The organism is Halobacillus sp. K22 (genome assembly GCF_052246795.1).
Classification (GTDB): domain Bacteria; phylum Bacillota; class Bacilli; order Bacillales; family Halobacillaceae; genus Halobacillus.
Window position 1 is genome coordinate 157,461 of sequence record NZ_JBQQCN010000003.1, and the last position, 20,634, is coordinate 178,094.

Below are 20,634 nucleotides of genomic sequence, written 5' to 3' on the forward strand. Positions count from 1 at the left end.
ATGATGGACTTGAATCAGGCATATGACCATTGCAAAAACATAATAGAGAAACATTCAAAGACATTCTCGAAAGCTTTCGCCATGCTCCCTAAACATCAAAAGAGGGCTGTATGGGCTATTTATGCCTTTTGCCGCCGGGCTGATGACATTGTTGATGAAGGTGAAAACCCGAAAGAAGAGCTGGAAATCTTTGCGCTTGAGTTTGATCTTTTTATGGAGGGCACTCTTGAAACAGAAGATCCATGCTGGATTGCCCTTCAGGACGCTTTTGAACGCTTCCCGCTTGATCCGGAGCCTTTTTACGAGATGATTGCCGGTCAGCGCATGGACTTATATCCGAAAACGATTGATACGAAAGACGATCTCCTTCATTATTGCTATCATGTCGCAAGTACGGTGGGGCTTATGCTTCTGCCTGTACTTGCCCCCGGAAAAGTCTCCAGACTGAAAACAGGTGCCATTGAACTTGGCTATGCTATGCAGATCACCAATATCCTGAGGGATATAGGGGAAGATCTGGATAATAATCGAATTTATATTCCTGAACAGTTGATGATAGACTATGGTTACTCCATTACAGATCTCCATAACAAGAGGGTAAATGAAGCATTTGTACAGCTCTGGGAAGACTTAGCCCAGGATGCTGAGCACTACTATCGTAATGCATTAGCTACGTTACCAGAGTATCCTCTTTATTCCAGAACTCCAGTCGGTGGAGCCGCGAAAATGTACAGAGCAATCATTCAGTCAGTTAGAAATAATGATTATCAGGTCTTTGGGAAACGAAACTTCGTATCTGACCAAGTAAAAAAGCAGATTATTGCGGAAATGCAATAATCTGCTTTTTTTCTGGCTCTATTAAACTTCTGTACTGATACTTAAGTTTAGTTCCCGATACTGGAAGACTCAGTTTCGATATAGATGGGGTCCGTTACTATATGTGCAAGTGGGCTGGTGGGGAAATAACTCGTCTTGTTCCATCACCCAGACCGTCGAGACATAAGCCGATCATCAACGGATGGAAAAACCGCCATCCTTTTGATGGTCGGCTTATGCTGTTCGTGTCTATCGGGGTGATTCCACATTTGAACACTTTCCTATGGCCCTAAACGACCCTGCGTCGTGCAGGGCCGGAAAGCGGAATCGTCCCCCGCAGGACCTTCACTCTAGCCCAATTTCTTGAAACTGAGTCTTCCATAATCCGTCCCTATTGAGTAATAAGCCTCTTATGAAAAATCAATAATAAATTTTTAACTGAGGCTTTTTCCTATTCAGTATGAACAATTTTGCCAAGGATCTTGTTGGCTACGTTTTGACCGCTGAGAACCACCATGGGAGAGCCGCCTCCTGGGTGAGTACTGCCCCCGCAGAAATATAGATTACTGAAATCCTGAGACTGGTTAAATGGTCTCATAAACGCCTGCAGCCTTCGGTTAGAAGAAGGACCGTAAAGAGAGCCGCGGTACGCTCCGAAGCGGTTTTCGATTTCCTCAGGACCGATCACTTTTTCGTAAGATACATGGTTTTGGATAGGCAGTCCGGCTTGGGATAAGTCCTCATAAATCCTCTTTTTATAATGTTCTTGATCTACTTCATTTGAATGACCAAGTGCCGGGGCATTAACCAGGATGAAACAATTATCTCTTTCAGAGGCAAGCGCCGAATCCGACTTAGCAGATGTTCCAATATAAATGGTAGGCTCTTCCGCATAGTCCCCTTTTTTCAAACTTGCAAATTCCTTTTCATAATCACGGGAAAAAAGGACATGGTGATGATGTAAGGCCGGAAGAGTAGTGTCCAGCCCAGCCATAATAACGAACGCCGAAATAGAAGGGTCGAAAGAACGAAGTTTTTTATTAGACAGGGAGGGGCGTTTTTCGTTATTAATTAGTTCCGGAACGGTTTTTAATAGGTCTCCATTCACGATAATATAGTCCGCTTCATAAGTATTTCCTTCAGCAACGATGCCGGTCGCCTGGTTGTTATGGGTTAGTATTTTTTCTACCCGGGTTCCCTTATATAACCGGGCTCCCTGTTTTTCAGCAGCTCTTGCCATGCTTTCCGCAATCTTCGTATTTCCGCCTGGCACGTAATAAACCCCTTCATTTAATTCCAGGTGGGCAATCATCGCAAATGTAGCCGGAGTAACGTAGGGATTCGAGCCTATGTAGGTAGAATACCGGTTAAGAGACTGAATGATTCCGGAATGGGAAAAATATCTCCTGAAGAAATGATCCATCGACTCAAGAGGCCTCACCTGCGCAAAACCTTTGGCCAGGGAAGGGGAAAGGTAATCTTTCCACCCGGAAAACGTGCGGTGTAGAAAATATTTTTGCGATAAATGGAACAGTCGTTCAATTTCCAGTAAAAAAGCATCATAGTTTTCAAAGCCTTTTTTGTCCAGATGGTAGAGCTGCTTCTTCATATATTGACGATCTGAGGAGAGATCAAAAGTTGTGCCGTCCTTGAACTGGTTTCTTGTGTGATGGGTAAGTTTTGTAAATGAAAGTTCATTTTCTAATCCGCCTTGCCGGAGGACATCTTGAAAAACTTCCGGCATGGTGATGGTATTCGGACCAAAATCAAAATGATAGCCTGCTTCATCGACAGGCATCATCTTCCCGCCAAAATGATCGTTCTTTTCAAAAAGCTTAACTTCGGCTCCGGCTTTGGCGAGCGTGACCGCAGCCGAAAGCCCTCCTAATCCGCCCCCTACTATAGCAACTTTCATTCGTAAGACCTTCCTTTCCACTGATAGGATTTTCCCCTGATATGTACCGTCATGGAAGAAATCATAATTAAAATAAGCAAAACGATCGACACGGGGATGAAAAAGGACAGCCATAATGGATGCCCTGTGCGAGCATCTACATACATTTTAAAGGATACGGTTAGTAAGTAGGGCAGCACATACAGCCAGCTGCCTTCTACAAAAGCAACAGCGATAAATCCGAACGGGACAAGAAACAAAAGGGTATAGAGCAGCGATAAGATTACCACCAGTGCCGCTGATCGTCCTAATCCGGTATAGATGTTTTTCTGGAACCCGGCCCACGTTTCTTTAGGATGATGGTACATATACGAGAGGACGGAAGGTGTAATATTGGCAAGCACCATTTTATAACCCTTCTTTTTCATTTCCCTGCTGATATGAACATCCTCAACGAGCGAGCCTTGAACGGACTCGTGTCCGCCGATCGCTTCATAGGCTTGTCGTTCCACCATAATAAAAATGCCACAGGCCGCTGTGAACATCGGTTGTTTCGTGAAATTAGCCACAGCAAGCGGCAGGTGAAGCTGCACGACCATGTGCTGAAGGGGTACGAGCATATGACTTAGGAAATGATCGTTTGGATAATGTGGGAACCCACTGAGCATGGAAGCACCATGCTTTACCATCGTGGCAAGGGTCTGCTGGATAATCGTCGGTGCGACGCGCGCATCGGCATCCAAAAATAAGTAATAGTCACCACCTGCTAACTGGGAAAGCTGATAACAGGCATGGACTTTTCCATTCCAGCCATCCGGCAGCTCTTTTCCTTGATGAACCTGAAAACGCGGGTCATTTTGGGTTTCATGTAAGAGCTTCTCGTACGTTTTATCTTCTGAATGGTCATCTAAAAAAATCACCTCAAGAGATGGATAGCTCAACTTATTAATGGAGTTCATCAGCCCTTCCACATTTTCCTCTTCGTTTCTTAAAGGAATGAGAAGGGAGACACGAGGCTCGCTTTTTAAATTTTCAGCTGAGGATAAAGGAAGTAAGAAAAAGCTGTTTAGGATCGTCCATAGATTGAGAAGAACCGTCATAATCAGGACAATGGTAAAAAAAGTCATGGTATCTCTTCCTTTCTGCTACATGGTTCTAAACGATTGATGATCTTCCTTTATAATCGTTTCACGCAGCTGATCCAGTTGTTCGGTTGAAAGATTTTCAAAATAACGCGTCATTTCTTTTCTATTTAAAGAAGAATACGTTTCGCGGTCCAGTGGCTCTCCCACCTTAATGTAGACGTTCGGTTTTTTGGTATGTTCAAACGAATAGTAAATGGAAATCGGCACTACAGGGACGGTGGGACACTTCTTAGCTATGTAAGCGACTCCTGTAAAAAACTCAAGAGGCCGTTTCTCCAGATGCTGCTCCTCACCTTGAGGGAAAATCCACACCGTACGGCCTTGTTCAAGCAGCGCTTTACTGTAATTCAACGATTGAAGCAGATGTCTGCGATCATTGGTGTTGATGGAAAAAGCACCAATCCGGCGGAAAAAGGGAAAGCGCCTGATGCCGTCCTCGTGCATCATCCCGTAGCCGTCGGACTGAATGATCTCTTTATTCAAATGGTAAATCATCAGGGGGTCCCACCATGTGGAATGGTTAATCAAGAATAGGGCAGGTCCCTCCGGCAAAGTTGAGTAAGATATGTTGATGCGCTTAAACTGTGATTTTAACAAAAAGCGATTAAATCTGGAAAAACCCCATTCAATGAATGAATTCTTTTTAGCTTTAAGCATAGCCTTTTTTCCTCCAAAAATAAATGATGTACCATATTACGGCAAGAAAACCTACTAGAACAGGAGCGCCAACCAGTCCTCCGCTGATGGCCATGATACAGAACATACCAATGATTAATCCAAATGTTAGGGACATCCGGGACGGCCAGAGGGAAGAGTGAGAGACTCTAACCGGGCTCCATAGTAGAAATATGGTGTGAAAAAAAGCGGCCAGTATAAACCAGCCCATGAAATTTGATAAGGGGATATCGTAGTAAACTCCAGGCTCCTGCCAAATCCAGTATTCTTTAACTTTATATGATACCGGATCGAGGATTAAATCCATCGTAACAGCGAGAAGTCCTCCCGTAATAATAAAAGAAACATAACGGAAGAAACCGTTCCACTTCTCCGTAATCCCTCGGGCCAATTCATGAGAACAGCCGATAATCAGCATCCAGGCAAACCCGATCGTTACAGGCGTATCGAAAACCTTTAGTCCAAAATTCTGGTTATAATCATAGGAACCAAACAGAAAATTGTAAGCTACTCCCAGGTGTTCTACGTATATACTGACAACGATAATAAATAAACTGTAAAGCACGCCTCCAGCTGCCCCGTACATACGAATAAAATAAATAATGGCAATCACACCTGCAGTAATTAAAAATACACTGTTGGCCCATTCCAGCCAGGGAGGCAGCAAGTCGAATGTAAGTAAAATAACACCGCATATGTACCAGAAAATGAAAAAGCGATAAATGATTGTGTCCATTTGTTCACCCTGCTCTCGAATTAAAAAGTTATGTATTGTAAAGTATTTTCTATCTAATCATACCTCAAAGGAGAGGGGGTTAAACAGAAAGAAGTCCTATGGAATATGCCATAGGACTTTAACAATTTTTAATAATGATTAATGGGCCAGCGTTTTCCTTTTAGGCCAGGCTATCTTGCGAGGAAGATGAGGAAGAACCCAGCGGTCAAGTCCGTACTTACCTGCGTTAGCGCCCGCTACTAACAGGAAGACAGTCAGTATTACCATCTGTGGATTCGTGCTGGTGGTACCACTGAACAGAAATGCGAAGTTCATCAAGATGCCTCCAAGAGCAGCGATATTAGTAAATAATCCAAGTATGAGTGCGATCCCGGCAAATACTTCCCCCCACATGACGAGAAAAGCAAACAATTCATGGTTCGGAAGGGCAAACTGTTCTAGAAATAACGCCCACCACCCCTGCACTGCAGGATGAGCACCTTCTGCCTTTCCAATGGCACCCATTAGAAAGCCATCTACTTCAAATCCTTCTGTAACTTTTCCTAAGCCAGATGTGAGCCAAGTATAACCTAAGTACACACGAATGACGGTCAAAATAAGTGCTGCTTTCTCGTTGTTTCTAATCCATTGATTAATCATAATACTCACTCCTTTAGTTTGTTCAACATTTCACATGATTAGCTAATCTCTTGCTTACACCTATAGTATATAAGGGGGATCGATATGGCGCTATACTTTGTTCAATCATTCACAAAGCGGACTTAAAGTTATGTCAGTTCAATGAATTTTAGTGGTTTACTTTTCAATAAGCACGTGAATCTCTTATAATGGATGGATAGGATCATTTCGACTAAAAATAGACTCAGCAGATTCATTTGTTTTTTGCTAAAATGGGAGTAGAGGAAAGGAGTGAGGATATGGCTGAAGTAGTTATGTTCATTGTCTGTGTAATTGTTTCACTAGGTCTCATTGGAATGTGTATTTTCGATCGAGGATAATCTGTACTTAACTTTGGAAAGACATATCATATAAGAGAGAAAGAAGGCTCGCAGGACTGGCTGGTTAAGCTGATCCGGTGAGTCTTTTTTTTTGACACCTATTTGAGCTTCCCTTCGATTATAGAAGTGAAGGGAGGTGAAACATAATGGCAGTAACCACTGAAATTGTACGCTCACAACTTCAACTCGTTTTTGAAAATGGTCAAGATGAGAAAGGAAAAACCGTTTTCCGTACTAAGTCTTTCAACAACATCAAAATGACAGCAACTAAAGATCAGCTGTACCGTGTAGCAACGGCAATGGCGCCTCTTCAACAGCGTCTGCTATATGCTGTTGAACGTAATGACAATTCCATTTTGGTCGATTTGTAAGAAATAGAATAGAAAAGGAGAGATGAACTTGAAAAAGCTTGAGCTAAAGTTTTTGAATGAAGAAAATGGTACGGTAACCCTTACTCTGGACGAGCCTATTGAGCCGGCAGATCCGGTCCAGATTAATGCCGTCATGGATACGATTCTGCTGGAAAATTGTTTTACTACCGGCGGTGGGGATTTAGTCGCTAAAAAAGAAGCACGAATTGTAGAACGCAATGTGTTTGACGTAGAAATTTAATAATAGAACACAGCCGCTATTTACCAAAATAGCGGCTTTCTTTCTAAAAAAAGGAAACCGTTAGAGACAGCGTGGAAAATCCACTAAAGCTCCCGTTTGTGGAAGACTCAGTTTCGAGATAACTCGGGTCCATTGCCAAAAAAGGATGGGGCGGCTACGGAAACAACTCGCTTTCCTGCGGGGGAACTGGCAAGCCTCCTCAGTCGTTAACACTCCTTGTGGGGTCTCGCCTCGCTCCTTCTACCGCGGGAGTCTCGTCGTTTCCTCCGCCACCCCAACGATATCTCGTGAACGGACCTTGCTATAGAAGACATGGGTCAAGCTGGATCTGCCTCAAATGCTTCTATAACAGGGTTCCTACACGTAAACAGGCAGTAAAAATCAAGGTGGATTATAGATGATCCTTGTTCATTGGAAGGTGTTTATGCAGAGAACTTCGAGCTCTCAATGATGGCAAAGGGGCGGAAGGGAACGGCGAAGACTCCTGCGGGATGAACATGATCGGTGAGATCCCGGAAGGCGAAGCCTGAGGAAGCTCACCACAGAAGAGGAGGTTCGACTAAGAACGCCACGTCGTGTGGCAACGTCGAACGACCCTGCGTCGTGCAGGGCCGGAAAGCGTAATCGTCCCCCGAAGGACGTTCCTCATAACCAATATCTCGAAACTGAGTCTTCAACTAACCGGCCCTATAGCTTAATAAGCTCTATAGGTAATTTGGAACGTTTAACGCTCACAACAAAAAATAATGTTGGCGGGGATTTCAGGGGGAAGGAACTGGATTTCTAATTAGGTATAGTAATACCAACTTCTTTTGTAAATATGTCACAGAAGGGAGGTGAACGAGGTGGAAACTTGGATGCCTTTCATTACAGACGTCGGCTTCCCTATTGCGGTGACTTTTTATTTGCTGCACCGCGTGGAAGGAAAACTTGACCTATTAATTGAAACGCTGCATCAACTGCCTGAAAAGATCTATTCGGCCAAATAAAAAAGACGAGTCTGAAAGTGTACACACACTCCTCAGACTCGTCTTTTCACTAATTAATTAGTTAGACCCCACTCATTAAACGGATAGATCACAAGCTCTGTTCGACCGATAATCTCGCTTTCTTCAACGAAGCCAAGACCATTACGACTGTCTTTACTAATAGAGCGGTTATCTCCCATTACGAAATAATGACCTTCCGGAACCTCTACCTCACTAAAATCTCTAGTGGATTGGATAGCTGACTGATTAAGGTAGGGCTGGTTTTGTTCTTTCCCATTTATAAATAAGGTATGATCACGTATTTCAATAGTATCCCCCGGCTGGCCTACAATGCGTTTAACATAACTCTTTACAGGCTTTTCAATAATGACGATGTCCCCCCGTTCGGGTTCATCAATATAATAAATAATTTTGTTGAACATGACGCGTTCACCATTTTCAAGTGTCGGGTCCATACTGGCGCCTTCTACAATAGAAGTAGCAAAGAAAAAAGTACGTAAAATGAATGCTAACGCAATGGCTACGACGATGGCTTTAATCCATTCGAGCCCTTCGTTCTTAGATTGCTCTGACACTTTTTATCTTCCTTTCTCCATGAACATGGGATTAGATAATGTTCACTTCTTCTATATTTTATCACATCCCACTTAAAAGAAAAGACAGGAAAGCATTGATTTAACAGATAATTTACATGTGTAAAATTATTGTCGAATGAATAGAAGTTTTAGCAAGCACATTTACAAATATCAAAAAAATTGAGATAATTTTTCTGTCAATGGGAACACACATTCTTTCCCGTTGAATTGTTGTCACATGCCCATTAGGTCAAGGAGGTAGCCAGTTGTGTCTACATCTAAGGAAGACCCGGTTTCCGCTAAAATAGAAGCGCTTCGTAAACTCATGACTGAAGTTGCGTTAGAAAAAGGTTTTTCCAGTGATGAATCGGTTAAAATCAGTCAGGAGTTAGACGCTGTCCTCAATCAACTTCAACATAAAGCTAATAAGTAAAAGCCTGCAGCTTGAGCTGCAGGCTTTTTTAACGAGCTAGAAAAGCTTCCAGTCTGTCCAGTCCTTTTTTGAGGGTGTCCTGACTATAGGCATAAGATAGCCGCATATAACCTTCTCCGTATATAGAAAAGGCATCCCCAGGAACCAGGGCAAGACGACTCTCCTCTAAAATCTGGACGGCTTTATTAAAGCTTGTCATCCCTTCCAAAGGAAACTTAGGAAAAATATAAAAGGCTCCGTCAGGCACTACATAGTCAAGACCCATTCCAGATAAACGCTTCATTACATAATCCCTTCGCTCTTTATACTGATCCTTCATTAGAGAAGGGTCTTCTTTTCCATTTGTCAACGCTTCAAGCGCTGCATACTGGCTGATGGAAGTGGGACAGGAAACATTGTACTGATGTACTTTTAAAATATGCTTGGCGAGCCAGGACGGAGCAAGTAAAAATCCAATCCTCCACCCGGTCATGGCGTGAGACTTAGAAATACCATTAATTACGATGATGTGGTCCCGAATGTCAGAGAACCGGGCGATGGATGTATGATTCCCGGTGTAAACGAGTTCGCTATAAATTTCGTCAGCCAATCCAAACACTTTATGTCTCTTCAATACGTCTGCAATTCCGCGTAATTCTTCTTCCGTTAACGAAACACCGGTGGGATTAGATGGATAAGGAAGAATGACGGCTTTTGTTTTCGAAGTAATGGATTGTTCAAGCTGCTCAGCCGTCAGCTTGAAATCCTGATCTCTCGTATCTACGTACACGGGAGTAGCTCCTGCCAGCTTAATCAAAGGTTCGTAACCAGGGTACACAGGGCCTGGGAGAATGACTTCGTCTCCCGGTGTAATGATGGTTCGGAGTGTGGCATCAATTGCCTGGGAGGCACCGACCGTCACTATTATTTCTTCCTCAGCTTTATAGGATAGTTCATATTTCTCAGATACATATTGTTCGATGGCTTTTCTTAACTCGAGAATTCCAGCATTCGGAGTGTATGTCGTCTTATTATGCTGAATGGCATCGATAGCTGCCTGCTTAATATGATCAGGCGTGTAAAAGTCTGGCTGACCAATCGTCAGTGAAACAACGTCTTCATATTGACTAACCATATTAAAGAAGCGGCGAATCCCAGATATTTGAATGTCATTTAGGCGGGGGTTAATAAGTTGTTCCATGGTTGAACACCTCTTTACATATATTTAACAAAATGTTCAAACTATTTTGATAGCTCTTTTGTAGAATTTTGTTATAATTTGATTGTAGCTTAATAGAAAGGAGTTTGATGATTATGAGAACGAGTCGAATCTCTTTCGAAGAGTTAGTCGCTCAAAATAAACAGCAGCTTTTAAAAGATCAGAAAGCCATTGATAAAATCGAAGAACTTATAGATGAAAAACACGTAAAGAAACTTGAAGACTCTTATGTTAACTGATGATACCATACGATAAAAGCAGCCGTATAGAAGAGGGCTGCTTTTTTCATTCTCTGAAGTAGAATGAGAGGACGCTCAAGACACTCGTTTACAGAATCGTTTAAATTTCACAGGCCGCTGGTATAATAAGGGACACAAGCACAAAGGAGGTCCATTTGATGAAGGATACGGGATTAGTGTTAGAAGGCGGAGGCATGAGGGGAGCTTATACGGCAGGTGTGCTGGATTTTTTCCATGATGAAGGAATCCAATTTCCATTTGTGGTTGGTGCTTCAGCAGGTGCCTGCAATGGGAGCTCCTACGTTGCCGGGCAGAGAGGTAGAAATTATGAAGTGATGGTGGAATACGGGGATCACCCGGAGTACATATCCTATAAACGAATGTTTACGAAACGGCAGTTATTTGGAATGGATTTCATTTTTGATAAACTTCCGAATGACTTGGTTCCGTTTGATTATGAATCGTTTCAATCTAAAAAGGCTGATTTTGTGGTTGGAACAACCGATCTTGAAACTGGGGAACCCCAGTTTTATGATCATTTCCCAACGAGGGAAAGTCTATTGAAAGTGATGCGTGCATCGAGTTCTCTTCCATTGGTTGCCCCGAGCATTATGTATGATGGGAAACAATTGATGGATGGGGGGATTTCTGATCCGATTCCAGTCGGTCCTTCAATGAAGCATGGCAACTCTAAACACGTCTTTATCTTAACGAGAAATGACGGATACTTAAAAGGAAAGGTGAAACTAGGCTGGTATTTTAACCGGAAATATAGACAGTTCCCGATGTTCGCTCAATCCCTGATTAACCGCCATGAACGTTATAATGAAAGATTGCAAGAAGTGAAGCGGATGGAACATTCAGGTGAAGCTTTTGTTCTTCGTCCGCTAAAGCCGCTCCAGGTCAGCCGCATTGAAAGGAATCGGGATCGTCTTCACCAGCTTTACACTCAAGGGTATGAGGAAGCGCAAAGTCAGGCAGATCAATTAGCGGCTTTTTTACAAAATTAGAGAAGGGAAGACCTGTGTGAAGAAAAGTGAACAAATCAAGACCACAATCATTCATGCGTTTCAAGAAAACCAAAACGAAGAGCACAGGCCCGCCATGGAAGCTTACATGAAAAATCATTTTCCGTTCTATGGTATTAAGAGTCCGGAGCGCACAGCTATTCTGCGTCCGATCTTTAAAGAATTCAGCTCTGTATCGGAAACTGAACGGTTAGATGCAGCCATCCTGTTATTTCAGGATGCGGAAAGGGAATGCCACTATGCCGCGCTTGGATTATTGGAGAAAGGACTGAAAAAAGCCGTCCCATCCTCAATTGCTGTGTATAAAGAACTGATCATGACAGCCTCGTGGTGGGATACCGTCGATATGATTGCTTCCACATTATGCGGTGGCTATTTTAAACGTTATCCTGAACGATTAAGACCACTCACTGAGAACTGGAGCCATTCCAGTAACCTTTGGGTGCGGCGCTCAAGCATGCTTCATCAATTAAAGTATAAAGATCAAACAGATCAGAAGTTATTATTCGAAACAGCACTCCAATTGAGGGAGGAGAAAGAATTCTTTATCGAAAAAGCTATAGGCTGGGCGCTCAGGGAGTACAGCAAAACAGATACGCAGGCCGTGGCAGAATTTTTAGAGTCAGAATCTTTCCGTCCTTTGACCAAAAGGGAAGGGTTAAAGTGGGCAAAGAATAAAGGCCTATTACCTTCTTAAGTTTATTCTCCAGGGGATGTGTTCATAATGGTTGTATAATGAACATGGGGAGATGCTTTTTATGGAAGATTGGATTGATTATTCTATCTTGGATCACGTGATTGCGATGTTAAATGATGAGGTCATCCGAATGATCGGTTTAAAACCTGAGCACGTGCAGTTTTTTCTCGTTTTCACCCTGGTCATGGCACTGATGTGGGTAGCTCGTCCCATTATTGAATGGATGATGCTAAAAAACTGGAACACCTTTGTCAGCTATTTTATCAGCAGCTTAATCACAATTGCTTTCTTACAGCTCGTGGACAGGTATGCGATGAGCCAGGAACAATCAGCACTTCCGGAATATTACTGGTCTATTTGTCTGCTGGCGGTCAGCTCCTATGGGGTCATACATGTTCTGGTTAAGATGGTCAAAAAAACCTGGATCCATTTAAGAAAGCGAGCTAAAAAGCAGGCTGCTTAATTCACTGAAACCTTCTTTCTTTACGATACGTAAAGTTTAAAGAAGGGAGATGACACCATGATAGAATTTAATCTGACACTGCTCTTCGTCTTTGCACTATTTGGTCTGCTTTTACTGGTTCTAAATATTATAACGAGTATTTGGGCCTACCGTGATTCACGAAGAAAAGGGAGAAGTCCGGAATTTGCTATTCTGATTTTACTCGGGACTTTGTTTTTTCCACTTATAGGACTGATCGTCTATCTGGTCATCAGAAATGATATATAGACCACCCTCTACCGTGAGGGTGTTTTTTATGATTTTTTTCGGTTGAACAAGGGGTTCGTACAGACGAGATAGAAAGAGTCGGAGCGGATGCCCAAGTTTCAAAACCCGAAATTCTTGCACTGGTCAAATGGATGGATGACTATATCTTGTAACGGAAAAAAGCCGCTGAATTTTCAGCGGCTTTTTTCATTACTTTTCGATATTCAACCGTTTGTAAAGTTCATCGTGCCAGGCGTATGCCTGCTTGGATAATGTTTCGGGTCCAGTTTTTGTAGGGGAAGCTTCAACAATGATTTTTTGCTGATGCTCCGACAAGTGTTCAAAAGCAGCACGCATTTCTGTTGTGTATTCCATGTATTTCTTTAGATGGTATTGGAAATCTTCCAACATGTCAGTACTCATTTGTATCATCCTCCTCTACAATCTCTATTTCCTTATTATTCAAGCGGTGAAACATGGTTCGAAACATTACTGATGACTAATGATGCTTACGGCGTCTTTGATTCCATGGGGAAACATCTCTTTGACCAAGCATACTAGCAACAGGGCGGGACGGAGAGGCGTAGGCTGGCTGTTTCTTTACAGGCTGTTCCCAGTTCAAATAACGGTACAAAATTCGTTTGGCTTTGGAAAGAGACAGTTTTGGTTTTGGATTCCTGTACGACTGGTCGACTTTACCCAGATGTTTTAACTGATCGAAATCCTGTTTATTTGCTGGAATATGAAAGTAGTACCCGGCAATTTCAATGAGGAGAGTAGAATGCTGCTGGCTGAGTTTAGGGTGATCTGAGAAATGGAGTCCAATTTTTTTTGCGCGGCTTTCCTGCAGAAGTTTTTCAATTGTATATTTTTTTATATCATATAAATGTTTAGGTTCGGGTGCCGTTTTTGCGTGACGATTAACAATGAACAGGGATTCGGCCAAATCTCTGTTTGACAGGGCATGATTCTTCATAACATTTCTCCTTTCTATCCAATTGTGTAAATCTATCATATGTGTTTTTTGTTATAATTGCAAAAAATTTACATTTAATTTTTTGAAAATAGTATATGTGACTGTTGGAGATATAAGAAAGATCTCTCACTATGGAGACGTATACTGCAAGACTCAATTTCAAGATATCTTGTGGAGCATGGGACTCCGGGGGAACGACTCCTTTTCGCTTCGCCACGGAAAGCGAGTCATTTCCGCGAACCCATTTTTCTAAACAAAATAAACGAAATCTACCCAATCAGGAGTTTATCTTGAATCATCTATGGGACGATTTCAAACTCTATTGATTTTGTTTTAATGTTTGTAAGTCTTCAATAATCTGATCTAAACTTCCAGCTTCTGTGCCATTATAGCTTTTAATGACTTCTCCTTCTGGAGTGACCAGATAAAAGCTGGTTCCGTGAGCAACTTGATTGGAATTTTCCAGTTGTTTAAGTGGTGACTGAAAAGACTTGATTGAAAACTCTTTCACCTCTTGGAAGGAATAGCCAGTAAGGAAATTCCATTGGCTGAAATCAGGCTGATATGGTTCGGCAAAAGACTTCATTTTCTGAGGAGTATCGGTCTCAGGATCAACACTGATGGAAACGAGAGGGACCTCCATCCCTTCTTCCTTCAGTTCTTGTTGGAGGCGAGCCATATTACCGGTCATTGGCGGACATACCGTTTCACAGCTGGTAAATATAAAGTCAGCGATCCAGTATGTACCGTCGTAATCTTTCGGAAGAGTGACCTTTTCACCCTCCTGATTCACAGCTTCAAGGGAGTTCACATCCCTTGACATATTCGTTTCTATTGGGGAACCACACGCTGCCAGAAGTAAAACCAGCATACAGACTCCCCCTATTATTTTTTGTTTCATTTAAATCCTCCAAATTATTTTTCTCTCTCCTAAGTTTACCACTGCTTAAGCCGTGAAAGTCTTCGATGGATAACTGTCACACAATAGTTAAACTTCTGGTGATTTTAACCGGAAGATCGAGACCTCCGGGCGACAAAGGAAGCGGTAAGGCATACGCGTGGTACCCAGTCCACGGCTTACAAATAAGTCCATTCCTTCACTAAGGCGATAATGTCCCTCCACGTATTTTTCAGCTAAAGGAGGTGTAACCAGATAGCCGTAGATAGGGAGTTGTACTTGTCCGCCGTGACTGTGACCAGATAACTGGACATCTACCCCGTACCGCTCGACCTGGTCGGCTATATCAGGTTCATGGGCTAGAAAAAGCGTGAAGCTGTTTTCGCTGCGTCCTGCCAGGGTCTCTTCTACGTCTGGACGGCCAAGCATTACGTCATCCAGTCCGGCAAGGATAAAGGATTCCCTGCCTCTTTGAATAGAGGTATGTTCATTTTGCAGCAGGGTGAACCCTCCGCGTGACATTACTTCATAAATCTTTTCTGTACCGTATCCACCGTGATCATGGTTTCCATAAATCCAGTACTTCCCGAGCGGAGCATTCAAGCGGTTTAATAAGGCTGGCAGCCGATCCGTAAATGAATAGGTCTGCGGTTCATCTACTAAGTCCCCGGTAAATAAAATTAAATCCGGATTATTTTGATTGATGGTATCGACCAGCTGTTCAAATTTATTCAAATCATAATGAAATCCGATATGAGTATCAGAGAATTGAATGATATCGACGTTATGAAAGCTTTTTGGAATCTTCGAATGGTTAATGCTGAACTTTTTTATGGATAATAAATCAGGTTCTATATATTTGGCATAGTAGTAGCTCAGTCCACTCAAACCTAGAAAACCAAGAAAACTGCGCACCATATTTTTAATAAACTTGCGCCTGGTTAATTTCATAGAAAGCCCTCTCCCGTGAATTCTTTGGTCATTATACCACGAAAATCTTTATTCAAACTTAGGAACATCTTCCTTCTTTTAATATTTTTTAAAAAATGAACAGGAATTCATTTTTTTATGTGGAATGTAGATATATAGAGAGATAGGAGGATGATGAAATGAATAATCAGGTGGTAATTGTTACAGGGGGCTCGAGCGGTATGGGGCTCTATATGGCTAAAAGGTTTCTGGAGGAAGGCGCTAAAGTTGCCATAACAGGGCGATCACAGGAGCGACTGGAGGAAGCAAAGAAACAGATTGCTGGAGAGAATGGTGACAATCTTCTACTGATTTCTATGGATGTACGGGAAGTGGAAGATACAAAGAGGATGGTCCATGAAACCGTAGATGCATTTGGAAGAATTGATCATTTAGTTAATAACGCAGCGGGTAATTTTATTGTACCTGCAGAAAAGCTATCCCCAAACGGGTGGAATTCGGTAATAAATATAGTGTTAAATGGGACGTTTTATTGCAGTCAGGCTGTCGGTAACTATTGGATAGAAAATCAAATAAAAGGCTCTATTTTAAATATGGTTGCTACATATGCCTGGGGTGCGGGAGCGGGTGTTATTCATTCAGCGTCGGCGAAAGCTGGTGTGCTTGCTATGACGAGAACGCTTGCCGTAGAGTGGGGAAGTAAGTATGGAATCAGAGCGAATGCAATTGCTCCTGGCCCGATCGAACGTACGGGAGGAGCGGAACGATTGTTCCAATCCGAAGAAGCGACAAAACGGACCTTGAAGTCTGTTCCTCTTGGAAGGGTCGGCCAGCCTGAAGAAATTGCTGGTCTCGCTCGTTTTATGCTTTCAGATGAAGCCGCTTACATGAACGGGGAAGTCGTCACTTTAGACGGAGGTCAATGGCTGAATAAATTTCCTTTTTAATAGAGTATGATAATCTTCAGTGTTGATTTTATCGAAAAGCTCTGTTAAAGATTATTGTGATTTTTATAAGAGCCTTATAAACGCAATAGGGTCAATAGTTGAAGACTCAATTTCGAGATATTGGGTTTTCTACCCATTTTCAGGATGTAACGACCTGCAACAGACTGTCCTAATAGCATTTAATCCAGTTTAAGCAGGAGAATCTTTCTCTTCTGGAAGGGTCTGTTTTTCTTAATCATGCTGGTTTGGTGGGGAAATAGCGAGACTCCCAGGGTGAAAAAAAGGAACAATAGTGGAAGATTATTAACCATGATATACACAAGTAGACGGATGGTCTATGAGGTGTTTACCTTATACCACAAGCTTACTTCATTAAAGAAACCGCTGCGGAGTGCAGCGGTTTCTTTGTGAAGATTAGATTACATAGAAAAAGATAGTGAAAAAATGGAAAATAGAGCCCCCAATCACAAATAAATGCCAGACCATATGGTGATACGTAAAACTTCTCCATACATAAAAGATGGAACCGATGGAATACATGACTCCTCCGAGAATCAGGTAGGTTATTCCAGCCGCCGGCACTTCAGTGGTTAAGGGTCCCCAAGCCAGAATAAGGAGCCAGCCCATCAGTACATAGAATAATGTAGAAAGAACCACAAACCGTTTAACGAAAAAGATTTTAAAAACCACACCTAAAATAGCCATGCCCCATATAATTCCAAAGAGTGTCCATCCTAAAGAACCGCGCAGCGGTACGAGTAAGATGGGGGTATAGGTCCCTGCAATAAATAAATAGATTGCCGAATGATCAAAAATCTCAAATAAGTCTTTCATTTTCCCAGCTGGAAAACTATGGACAAGTGTAGAAGAAACGAACAGCACAAGCATGGTAACCCCGTAAATTGAAACCGACACAATATGCCAGGCATTTCCTTCCAAACTTGCAAATACGACCAGCATGACCAGCATACCCACACTTAATACAGCACCGATCCCGTGTGTAATCGCATTCGCTATTTCTTCGCGTCTTGAAAACGTATGTGTCATCATTAGTTTTTCAGCCCCAATAAATTCATGTTGGTTTTTATTATACGCGTAAGTAATTATTTAATAAACAGCAAGGTTTATATATACAGATAATTGGGGTATTAAAAACAGACTGCAAACCCTTCAGTAAAAGGTTTGTCGGAATTTGCAGGTCGAGATTTATGCAGATGTATGTTACTATATTTATTGATTAATGAAAGCGTCTTTCTGCTCCTTCATTTGTAAGAGAAAAAGGAGAGAACAAGTTTATGGTAAGTTTAGAAAAAGAAGCATTAGTTATTCCAAAAGTATCCGAGTTAATGATTTCTTCTGAAAAAGTAGCTCATGTCCAAGTTGGTAATCCATTGGAGCACGCTTTGCTGGTGCTGGTAAAAACCGGCTATTCTTCTATTCCTGTTTTGGACCCGACCTTTAAATTTAAAGGGGTCATCAGTAAGTCGAAGATTTTAGAAGAAACCCTTGGCATTGAAGAATTTGAATTAAACCGATTATCTGATATTCAAGTAAAAGAAGTGATGGATAAAGATGTTCCATACCTCCATCATGAAGACAGTATGATTGACGCTTTGCATAAGTTGATTGATTTTCCTTTTGTTTGTGTGATTGATGACGATGGGGAATTTGATGGAATTGTCACCCGGCGTACCATTCTAAAGCAATTTAGTAAGCATTATCACGAGACATTTAAATGGGTATAAACAAAAGACTATAAATAGCAGCTATGATAAAATGGAGGGCATCAGATTGGTGCCCTCTATTTTTTTATGGTTCAGTTAAATCAACAAGATGATTTTCCAATAAAGCTCCCATTACTTGAAGACTCAGTTTCGAGATAACTCCGGTCCGTTGCCAAAAAAGAATGAGGGGCGGCTAAGGAAACAACTCGCTTTCCTACGGGGGAACTGGCAAGCCTCCTCAGTCGTTAACACTCCCTGTGGGGTCTCGCCTAGCTCCTTCTCCCGTGGGAGTCTCGTCGTTTCCTTCGCCACCCCAACGATATCTAGTGAACGAACCCTGCCATTGGAGATAGACGTCATACTTCAACTGCCTCTAATGCTTACATAACAGGGTTACTGCAATTAAACACACATGTAGACACAGTTTGGATCTTAAAGCATCCTTGTTCATTGGAAGGCGTTAATGCAGAGAATTCAAGCTCTCAATGATCGCATGGGGGTGGAAGGGAACGGCGAAGTTTCCTGCGGGATGAACATGATCGGTGAGATCCCGGAAGGCGAAGCATGAGGAAGCTCACCACAAGGGATGTTCGACTAAGTTCGCCACGTCCTGTGGCAACGTCGAACGACCCTGCGTCGTGCAGGACCGGAAAGCGAAACTGAGTCTTCAAGTAACCGGCCCGATAGCTTAAGAAACTTTATGAAAATCAACAATAATAGAGCCTTAATTGAGAATTAGAGGAAGCGATAGGGTGCCGGGGTCCGACTTGCTTCCTGAAAAATCTGTCTAACAGGCACAAAATAGAGTCTTCCAGTACGTTTCTATGAAGTGATTGACTCTATCATAACTGTAGCAACGTTTAATCTAGCGTATGGTTTAAAGGGTGGATGTCCGCATGAAAAAGAAAAAGAGAAGAAATCGCGGTCTTGTTTTAGCTTCCATTATGATGGCTATGTTTCTCGCAGCTATCGAAGCAACCATTGTGTCGACGGCGATGCCGAGCATCGTGGCAGATCTCGGGGGATTCAGTTTATACAGCTGGGTTTTCTCAGCATATTTATTGACCAATGCTGCGACAGTATTATTATTTGGACGCTTGTCTGACATTTTTGGCCGCAAGCCCATTTTTATGATGGGGATCAGCTTGTTTTTAATTGGAGCAGTTACTTCTGCGCTTTCACCTTCTATGGAAGTATTAATTGTAGCCCGATTAATTCAAGGGTTTGGGGCTGGAGCCTTAATGCCGATTGCAACAACCATCGTCGGAGATATTTATACAAAAGAAGAACGAGCGAAAATACAAGGATACTTGTCCAGTGTCTGGGGAATCTCAGCAGTGACAGGGCCAGTCCTTGGGGGATTTTTCGTAGATGTTCTCAGCTGGCCTTATGTTTTTTGGATGAACGTGCCGCTTGGCCTTTTGGCTTTACTTGGCGTGATCTTTTTCTTCCACGAAGATGTTTCTGAAGAAAAACGCTCCATCGATGTGGCAGGTTCTTTCTGGGTAGTGATTACGATCAGTACGCTTATGATTATCCTCGTAGAGGGAGGGGTAGCTATTCCCTGGCAGTCATGGTCTATGATTGCTTTATCAGGTGCCTCCATTATTAGCTTTATTATCTTTTTCCTTGTCGAAAGAAAAGCACACGAACCGATGATGCCTTTTCATATTTGGAAGTATCAGTCCATCCGCTATGCGAACCTAACCTCTTTGACGACAGGGATGATTCTCATGGGGGTTACGAGTTATCTTCCAGCGTTCGTACAAGGGGTTATGGAGCAGTCAGCCACTATAGCAGGGTTCACACTGACGACTATGTCAATTGGCTGGCCAATTGCCTCCACACTTGCTGGGCGGCTCGTGCTTCGAATCGGTTTTCGGCCGACTTCAATTTTAGGCGGAGTATCTCTTATCATTGGAGCTGGACTATTTTCAGTTCTGACGCCAGATAAAGGCCCTCTATTTGCTGCAATTGGCTCTCTCTTTATTGGAATTGGAATGGGACTCTCGTCCACCTCCTTTATCGTCTCTATTCAAAATACGGTCGAGTGGAAAACGAGAGGCATAGCCACAGCCACGAACATGTTCATGCGAACAATTGGCAGTGCGATTGGTGCTGCTTTACTGGGTGGACTGCTGAACAGTCGGATTAATGCGGCGATTGAGCAATCGGGTTTACCTGACACATTTACCGTAGATTCCACGAATTTACTATTACGGGAAAGCGGGGGAAACGAGTTAGGCAAACAAGCACGGGAAGTGTTACAATCAGGATTATCTTCTGGTCTGCATGTGGTGTATATAGGAATATTCATACTTGCAATTATCAGTTTTTTATTAATTTTGCGGCTTCCAAAAAAAGAAGTTTGATATTATCCTGGCCGCTTTGATAAAGTAAAGGGTGAAAGAAGTA

General features: G+C 42.5%; 25 protein-coding genes. 13 read left to right on the forward strand and 12 right to left on the reverse strand.

Annotated elements, in window-relative coordinates; all coding sequences use genetic code 11:
- Complete coding sequence (locus tag ACTWPM_RS03830; protein ID WP_443131746.1) at positions 1–837, forward strand: phytoene/squalene synthase family protein; 837 nt, start codon at positions 1–3, stop codon at positions 835–837.
- A 430-nt stretch (positions 838–1,267) separates the two neighbouring features.
- Here the strand turns inward: ACTWPM_RS03830 and ACTWPM_RS03835 are convergent, their stop codons facing one another.
- The 5 genes from ACTWPM_RS03835 to ACTWPM_RS03855 form a co-directional block, all read right to left on the reverse strand.
- Entirely contained in the window at positions 1,268–2,731 is a 1,464-nt protein-coding gene (locus tag ACTWPM_RS03835; RefSeq protein ID WP_443131747.1) for a phytoene desaturase family protein, read from the reverse strand.
- Entirely contained in the window at positions 2,728–3,837 is a 1,110-nt protein-coding gene (locus ACTWPM_RS03840) for a glycosyltransferase (protein WP_443131748.1), read from the reverse strand. The genes ACTWPM_RS03835 and ACTWPM_RS03840 overlap by 4 nt, the downstream gene beginning before the upstream one ends.
- A gap of 18 nt (positions 3,838–3,855) precedes the next feature.
- Complete coding sequence (locus ACTWPM_RS03845; RefSeq protein ID WP_443131749.1) at positions 3,856–4,512, reverse strand: lysophospholipid acyltransferase family protein; 657 nt, start codon at positions 4,510–4,512, stop codon at positions 3,856–3,858.
- Positions 4,505–5,266: a carotenoid biosynthesis protein gene (locus ACTWPM_RS03850; RefSeq protein WP_443131750.1), complete on the reverse strand. Its 762-nt coding sequence runs from the start codon at positions 5,264–5,266 to the stop codon at positions 4,505–4,507. The genes ACTWPM_RS03845 and ACTWPM_RS03850 overlap by 8 nt, the downstream gene beginning before the upstream one ends.
- 138 nt (positions 5,267–5,404) lie before the next feature.
- On the reverse strand, positions 5,405–5,905 hold the full coding sequence (locus ACTWPM_RS03855; protein WP_443131751.1) for a DoxX family protein: 501 nt from the start codon (positions 5,903–5,905) through the stop codon (positions 5,405–5,407).
- A gap of 505 nt (positions 5,906–6,410) precedes the next feature.
- Here ACTWPM_RS03855 and ACTWPM_RS03860 point away from each other — a divergent pair.
- The 3 genes from ACTWPM_RS03860 to ACTWPM_RS03870 all read left to right on the forward strand — a co-directional run bounded on the left by ACTWPM_RS03860 (position 6,411) and on the right by ACTWPM_RS03870 (position 7,865).
- On the forward strand, positions 6,411–6,635 hold the full coding sequence (locus ACTWPM_RS03860; protein WP_443131752.1) for a DUF1659 domain-containing protein: 225 nt from the start codon (positions 6,411–6,413) through the stop codon (positions 6,633–6,635).
- A 28-nt stretch (positions 6,636–6,663) separates the two neighbouring features.
- Positions 6,664–6,876: a DUF2922 domain-containing protein gene (locus tag ACTWPM_RS03865; RefSeq protein WP_443131753.1), complete on the forward strand. Its 213-nt coding sequence runs from the start codon at positions 6,664–6,666 to the stop codon at positions 6,874–6,876.
- An 845-nt stretch (positions 6,877–7,721) separates the two neighbouring features.
- On the forward strand, positions 7,722–7,865 hold the full coding sequence (locus ACTWPM_RS03870) for a YvrJ family protein (RefSeq protein ID WP_443131754.1): 144 nt from the start codon (positions 7,722–7,724) through the stop codon (positions 7,863–7,865).
- 53 nt (positions 7,866–7,918) lie between these two features.
- Here the strand turns inward: ACTWPM_RS03870 and lepB are convergent, their stop codons facing one another.
- Positions 7,919–8,440: a signal peptidase I gene (lepB, locus tag ACTWPM_RS03875; RefSeq protein ID WP_443131755.1), complete on the reverse strand. Its 522-nt coding sequence runs from the start codon at positions 8,438–8,440 to the stop codon at positions 7,919–7,921.
- Positions 8,441–8,708: 268 nt separating this feature from the next.
- Between lepB and ACTWPM_RS03880 the strand changes: the two genes are divergently transcribed.
- Positions 8,709–8,873 carry a Spo0E family sporulation regulatory protein-aspartic acid phosphatase gene (locus ACTWPM_RS03880; RefSeq protein WP_443131756.1) on the forward strand — a complete coding sequence of 55 codons (165 nt, stop codon included), beginning with the start codon at positions 8,709–8,711 and terminating at the stop codon, positions 8,871–8,873.
- A 28-nt stretch (positions 8,874–8,901) separates the two neighbouring features.
- On the opposite strand, the gene ACTWPM_RS03885 is transcribed toward ACTWPM_RS03880, so the two are convergent.
- Positions 8,902–10,053: an aminotransferase A gene (locus ACTWPM_RS03885; protein WP_443131757.1), complete on the reverse strand. Its 1,152-nt coding sequence runs from the start codon at positions 10,051–10,053 to the stop codon at positions 8,902–8,904.
- Between the two features lie 110 nt (positions 10,054–10,163).
- On the opposite strand from ACTWPM_RS03885, the gene ACTWPM_RS03890 reads away from it, so the two are divergent.
- From ACTWPM_RS03890 to ACTWPM_RS03910, 5 genes are all read left to right on the forward strand, one after another.
- The gene (locus ACTWPM_RS03890) at positions 10,164–10,310 is read left to right on the forward strand and encodes an FbpB family small basic protein (protein WP_443131858.1); all 147 of its coding nucleotides are present in this window, start codon (positions 10,164–10,166) and stop codon (positions 10,308–10,310) included.
- 158 nt (positions 10,311–10,468) lie between these two features.
- Entirely contained in the window at positions 10,469–11,320 is an 852-nt protein-coding gene (locus ACTWPM_RS03895; RefSeq protein WP_443131758.1) for a patatin-like phospholipase family protein, read from the forward strand.
- 16 nt (positions 11,321–11,336) lie between these two features.
- The gene (locus tag ACTWPM_RS03900; RefSeq protein WP_443131759.1) at positions 11,337–12,035 is read left to right on the forward strand and encodes a DNA alkylation repair protein; all 699 of its coding nucleotides are present in this window, start codon (positions 11,337–11,339) and stop codon (positions 12,033–12,035) included.
- 61 nt (positions 12,036–12,096) lie between these two features.
- Positions 12,097–12,498, forward strand: coding sequence for a hypothetical protein (locus ACTWPM_RS03905; RefSeq protein WP_443131760.1), 402 nt, complete (start codon positions 12,097–12,099; stop codon positions 12,496–12,498).
- 57 nt (positions 12,499–12,555) lie between these two features.
- The gene (locus ACTWPM_RS03910; RefSeq protein ID WP_443131761.1) at positions 12,556–12,765 is read left to right on the forward strand and encodes a PLDc N-terminal domain-containing protein; all 210 of its coding nucleotides are present in this window, start codon (positions 12,556–12,558) and stop codon (positions 12,763–12,765) included.
- 189 nt (positions 12,766–12,954) lie between these two features.
- Here the strand turns inward: ACTWPM_RS03910 and ACTWPM_RS03915 are convergent, their stop codons facing one another.
- The 4 genes from ACTWPM_RS03915 to ACTWPM_RS03930 all read right to left on the reverse strand — a co-directional run bounded on the left by ACTWPM_RS03915 (position 12,955) and on the right by ACTWPM_RS03930 (position 15,569).
- Entirely contained in the window at positions 12,955–13,167 is a 213-nt protein-coding gene (locus ACTWPM_RS03915) for a hypothetical protein (protein ID WP_139205846.1), read from the reverse strand.
- Between the two features lie 76 nt (positions 13,168–13,243).
- Entirely contained in the window at positions 13,244–13,720 is a 477-nt protein-coding gene (locus ACTWPM_RS03920) for a YkyB family protein (RefSeq protein WP_443131762.1), read from the reverse strand.
- Positions 13,721–14,039: 319 nt separating this feature from the next.
- Positions 14,040–14,621, reverse strand: coding sequence for an SCO family protein (locus ACTWPM_RS03925; RefSeq protein WP_443131763.1), 582 nt, complete (start codon positions 14,619–14,621; stop codon positions 14,040–14,042).
- Between the two features lie 87 nt (positions 14,622–14,708).
- On the reverse strand, positions 14,709–15,569 hold the full coding sequence (locus ACTWPM_RS03930; protein WP_443131764.1) for a metallophosphoesterase: 861 nt from the start codon (positions 15,567–15,569) through the stop codon (positions 14,709–14,711).
- 158 nt (positions 15,570–15,727) lie between these two features.
- Between ACTWPM_RS03930 and fadH the strand changes: the two genes are divergently transcribed.
- Complete coding sequence (fadH, locus tag ACTWPM_RS03935; protein WP_443131765.1) at positions 15,728–16,495, forward strand: 2,4-dienoyl-CoA reductase; 768 nt, start codon at positions 15,728–15,730, stop codon at positions 16,493–16,495.
- 414 nt (positions 16,496–16,909) lie between these two features.
- On the opposite strand, the gene trhA is transcribed toward fadH, so the two are convergent.
- Positions 16,910–17,545, reverse strand: coding sequence for a PAQR family membrane homeostasis protein TrhA (gene trhA, locus ACTWPM_RS03940; protein WP_443131766.1), 636 nt, complete (start codon positions 17,543–17,545; stop codon positions 16,910–16,912).
- Positions 17,546–17,790: 245 nt separating this feature from the next.
- Here trhA and cbpB point away from each other — a divergent pair, with 245 nt between their 5' ends.
- Positions 17,791–18,240 (forward strand): cyclic-di-AMP-binding protein CbpB, encoded by a 450-nt coding sequence (gene cbpB, locus ACTWPM_RS03945; RefSeq protein ID WP_443131767.1) that lies wholly within the window; start codon positions 17,791–17,793, stop codon positions 18,238–18,240.
- An 875-nt stretch (positions 18,241–19,115) separates the two neighbouring features.
- Complete coding sequence (locus ACTWPM_RS03950) at positions 19,116–20,591, forward strand: MDR family MFS transporter (protein WP_443131768.1); 1,476 nt, start codon at positions 19,116–19,118, stop codon at positions 20,589–20,591.
- The last annotated feature ends 43 nt before the right edge of the window (positions 20,592–20,634 follow it).

Coding starts and splice junctions, on each gene's coding strand:
- ACTWPM_RS03860 (WP_443131752.1), top strand. CDS start 6,411: ATGGCAGTAACCACTGAAATTGTACGCTCACAACTTCAACTCGTTTTT.
- ACTWPM_RS03920 (WP_443131762.1), bottom strand. CDS start 13,720: ATGAAGAATCATGCCCTGTCAAACAGAGATTTGGCCGAATCCCTGTTC.
- ACTWPM_RS03855 (WP_443131751.1), bottom strand. CDS start 5,905: ATGATTAATCAATGGATTAGAAACAACGAGAAAGCAGCACTTATTTTG.
- cbpB (WP_443131767.1), top strand. CDS start 17,791: ATGGTAAGTTTAGAAAAAGAAGCATTAGTTATTCCAAAAGTATCCGAG.
- ACTWPM_RS03845 (WP_443131749.1), bottom strand. CDS start 4,512: ATGCTTAAAGCTAAAAAGAATTCATTCATTGAATGGGGTTTTTCCAGA.
- ACTWPM_RS03835 (WP_443131747.1), bottom strand. CDS start 2,731: ATGAAAGTTGCTATAGTAGGGGGCGGATTAGGAGGGCTTTCGGCTGCG.
- ACTWPM_RS03850 (WP_443131750.1), bottom strand. CDS start 5,266: ATGGACACAATCATTTATCGCTTTTTCATTTTCTGGTACATATGCGGT.
- ACTWPM_RS03930 (WP_443131764.1), bottom strand. CDS start 15,569: ATGAAATTAACCAGGCGCAAGTTTATTAAAAATATGGTGCGCAGTTTT.
- ACTWPM_RS03830 (WP_443131746.1), top strand. CDS start 1: ATGATGGACTTGAATCAGGCATATGACCATTGCAAAAACATAATAGAG.
- ACTWPM_RS03885 (WP_443131757.1), bottom strand. CDS start 10,053: ATGGAACAACTTATTAACCCCCGCCTAAATGACATTCAAATATCTGGG.
- ACTWPM_RS03915 (WP_139205846.1), bottom strand. CDS start 13,167: ATGAGTACTGACATGTTGGAAGATTTCCAATACCATCTAAAGAAATAC.
- ACTWPM_RS03925 (WP_443131763.1), bottom strand. CDS start 14,621: ATGAAACAAAAAATAATAGGGGGAGTCTGTATGCTGGTTTTACTTCTG.
- trhA (WP_443131766.1), bottom strand. CDS start 17,545: ATGATGACACATACGTTTTCAAGACGCGAAGAAATAGCGAATGCGATT.
- fadH (WP_443131765.1), top strand. CDS start 15,728: ATGAATAATCAGGTGGTAATTGTTACAGGGGGCTCGAGCGGTATGGGG.
- ACTWPM_RS03950 (WP_443131768.1), top strand. CDS start 19,116: ATGAAAAAGAAAAAGAGAAGAAATCGCGGTCTTGTTTTAGCTTCCATT.
- ACTWPM_RS03840 (WP_443131748.1), bottom strand. CDS start 3,837: ATGACTTTTTTTACCATTGTCCTGATTATGACGGTTCTTCTCAATCTA.
- ACTWPM_RS03905 (WP_443131760.1), top strand. CDS start 12,097: ATGGAAGATTGGATTGATTATTCTATCTTGGATCACGTGATTGCGATG.
- ACTWPM_RS03910 (WP_443131761.1), top strand. CDS start 12,556: ATGATAGAATTTAATCTGACACTGCTCTTCGTCTTTGCACTATTTGGT.
- ACTWPM_RS03895 (WP_443131758.1), top strand. CDS start 10,469: ATGAAGGATACGGGATTAGTGTTAGAAGGCGGAGGCATGAGGGGAGCT.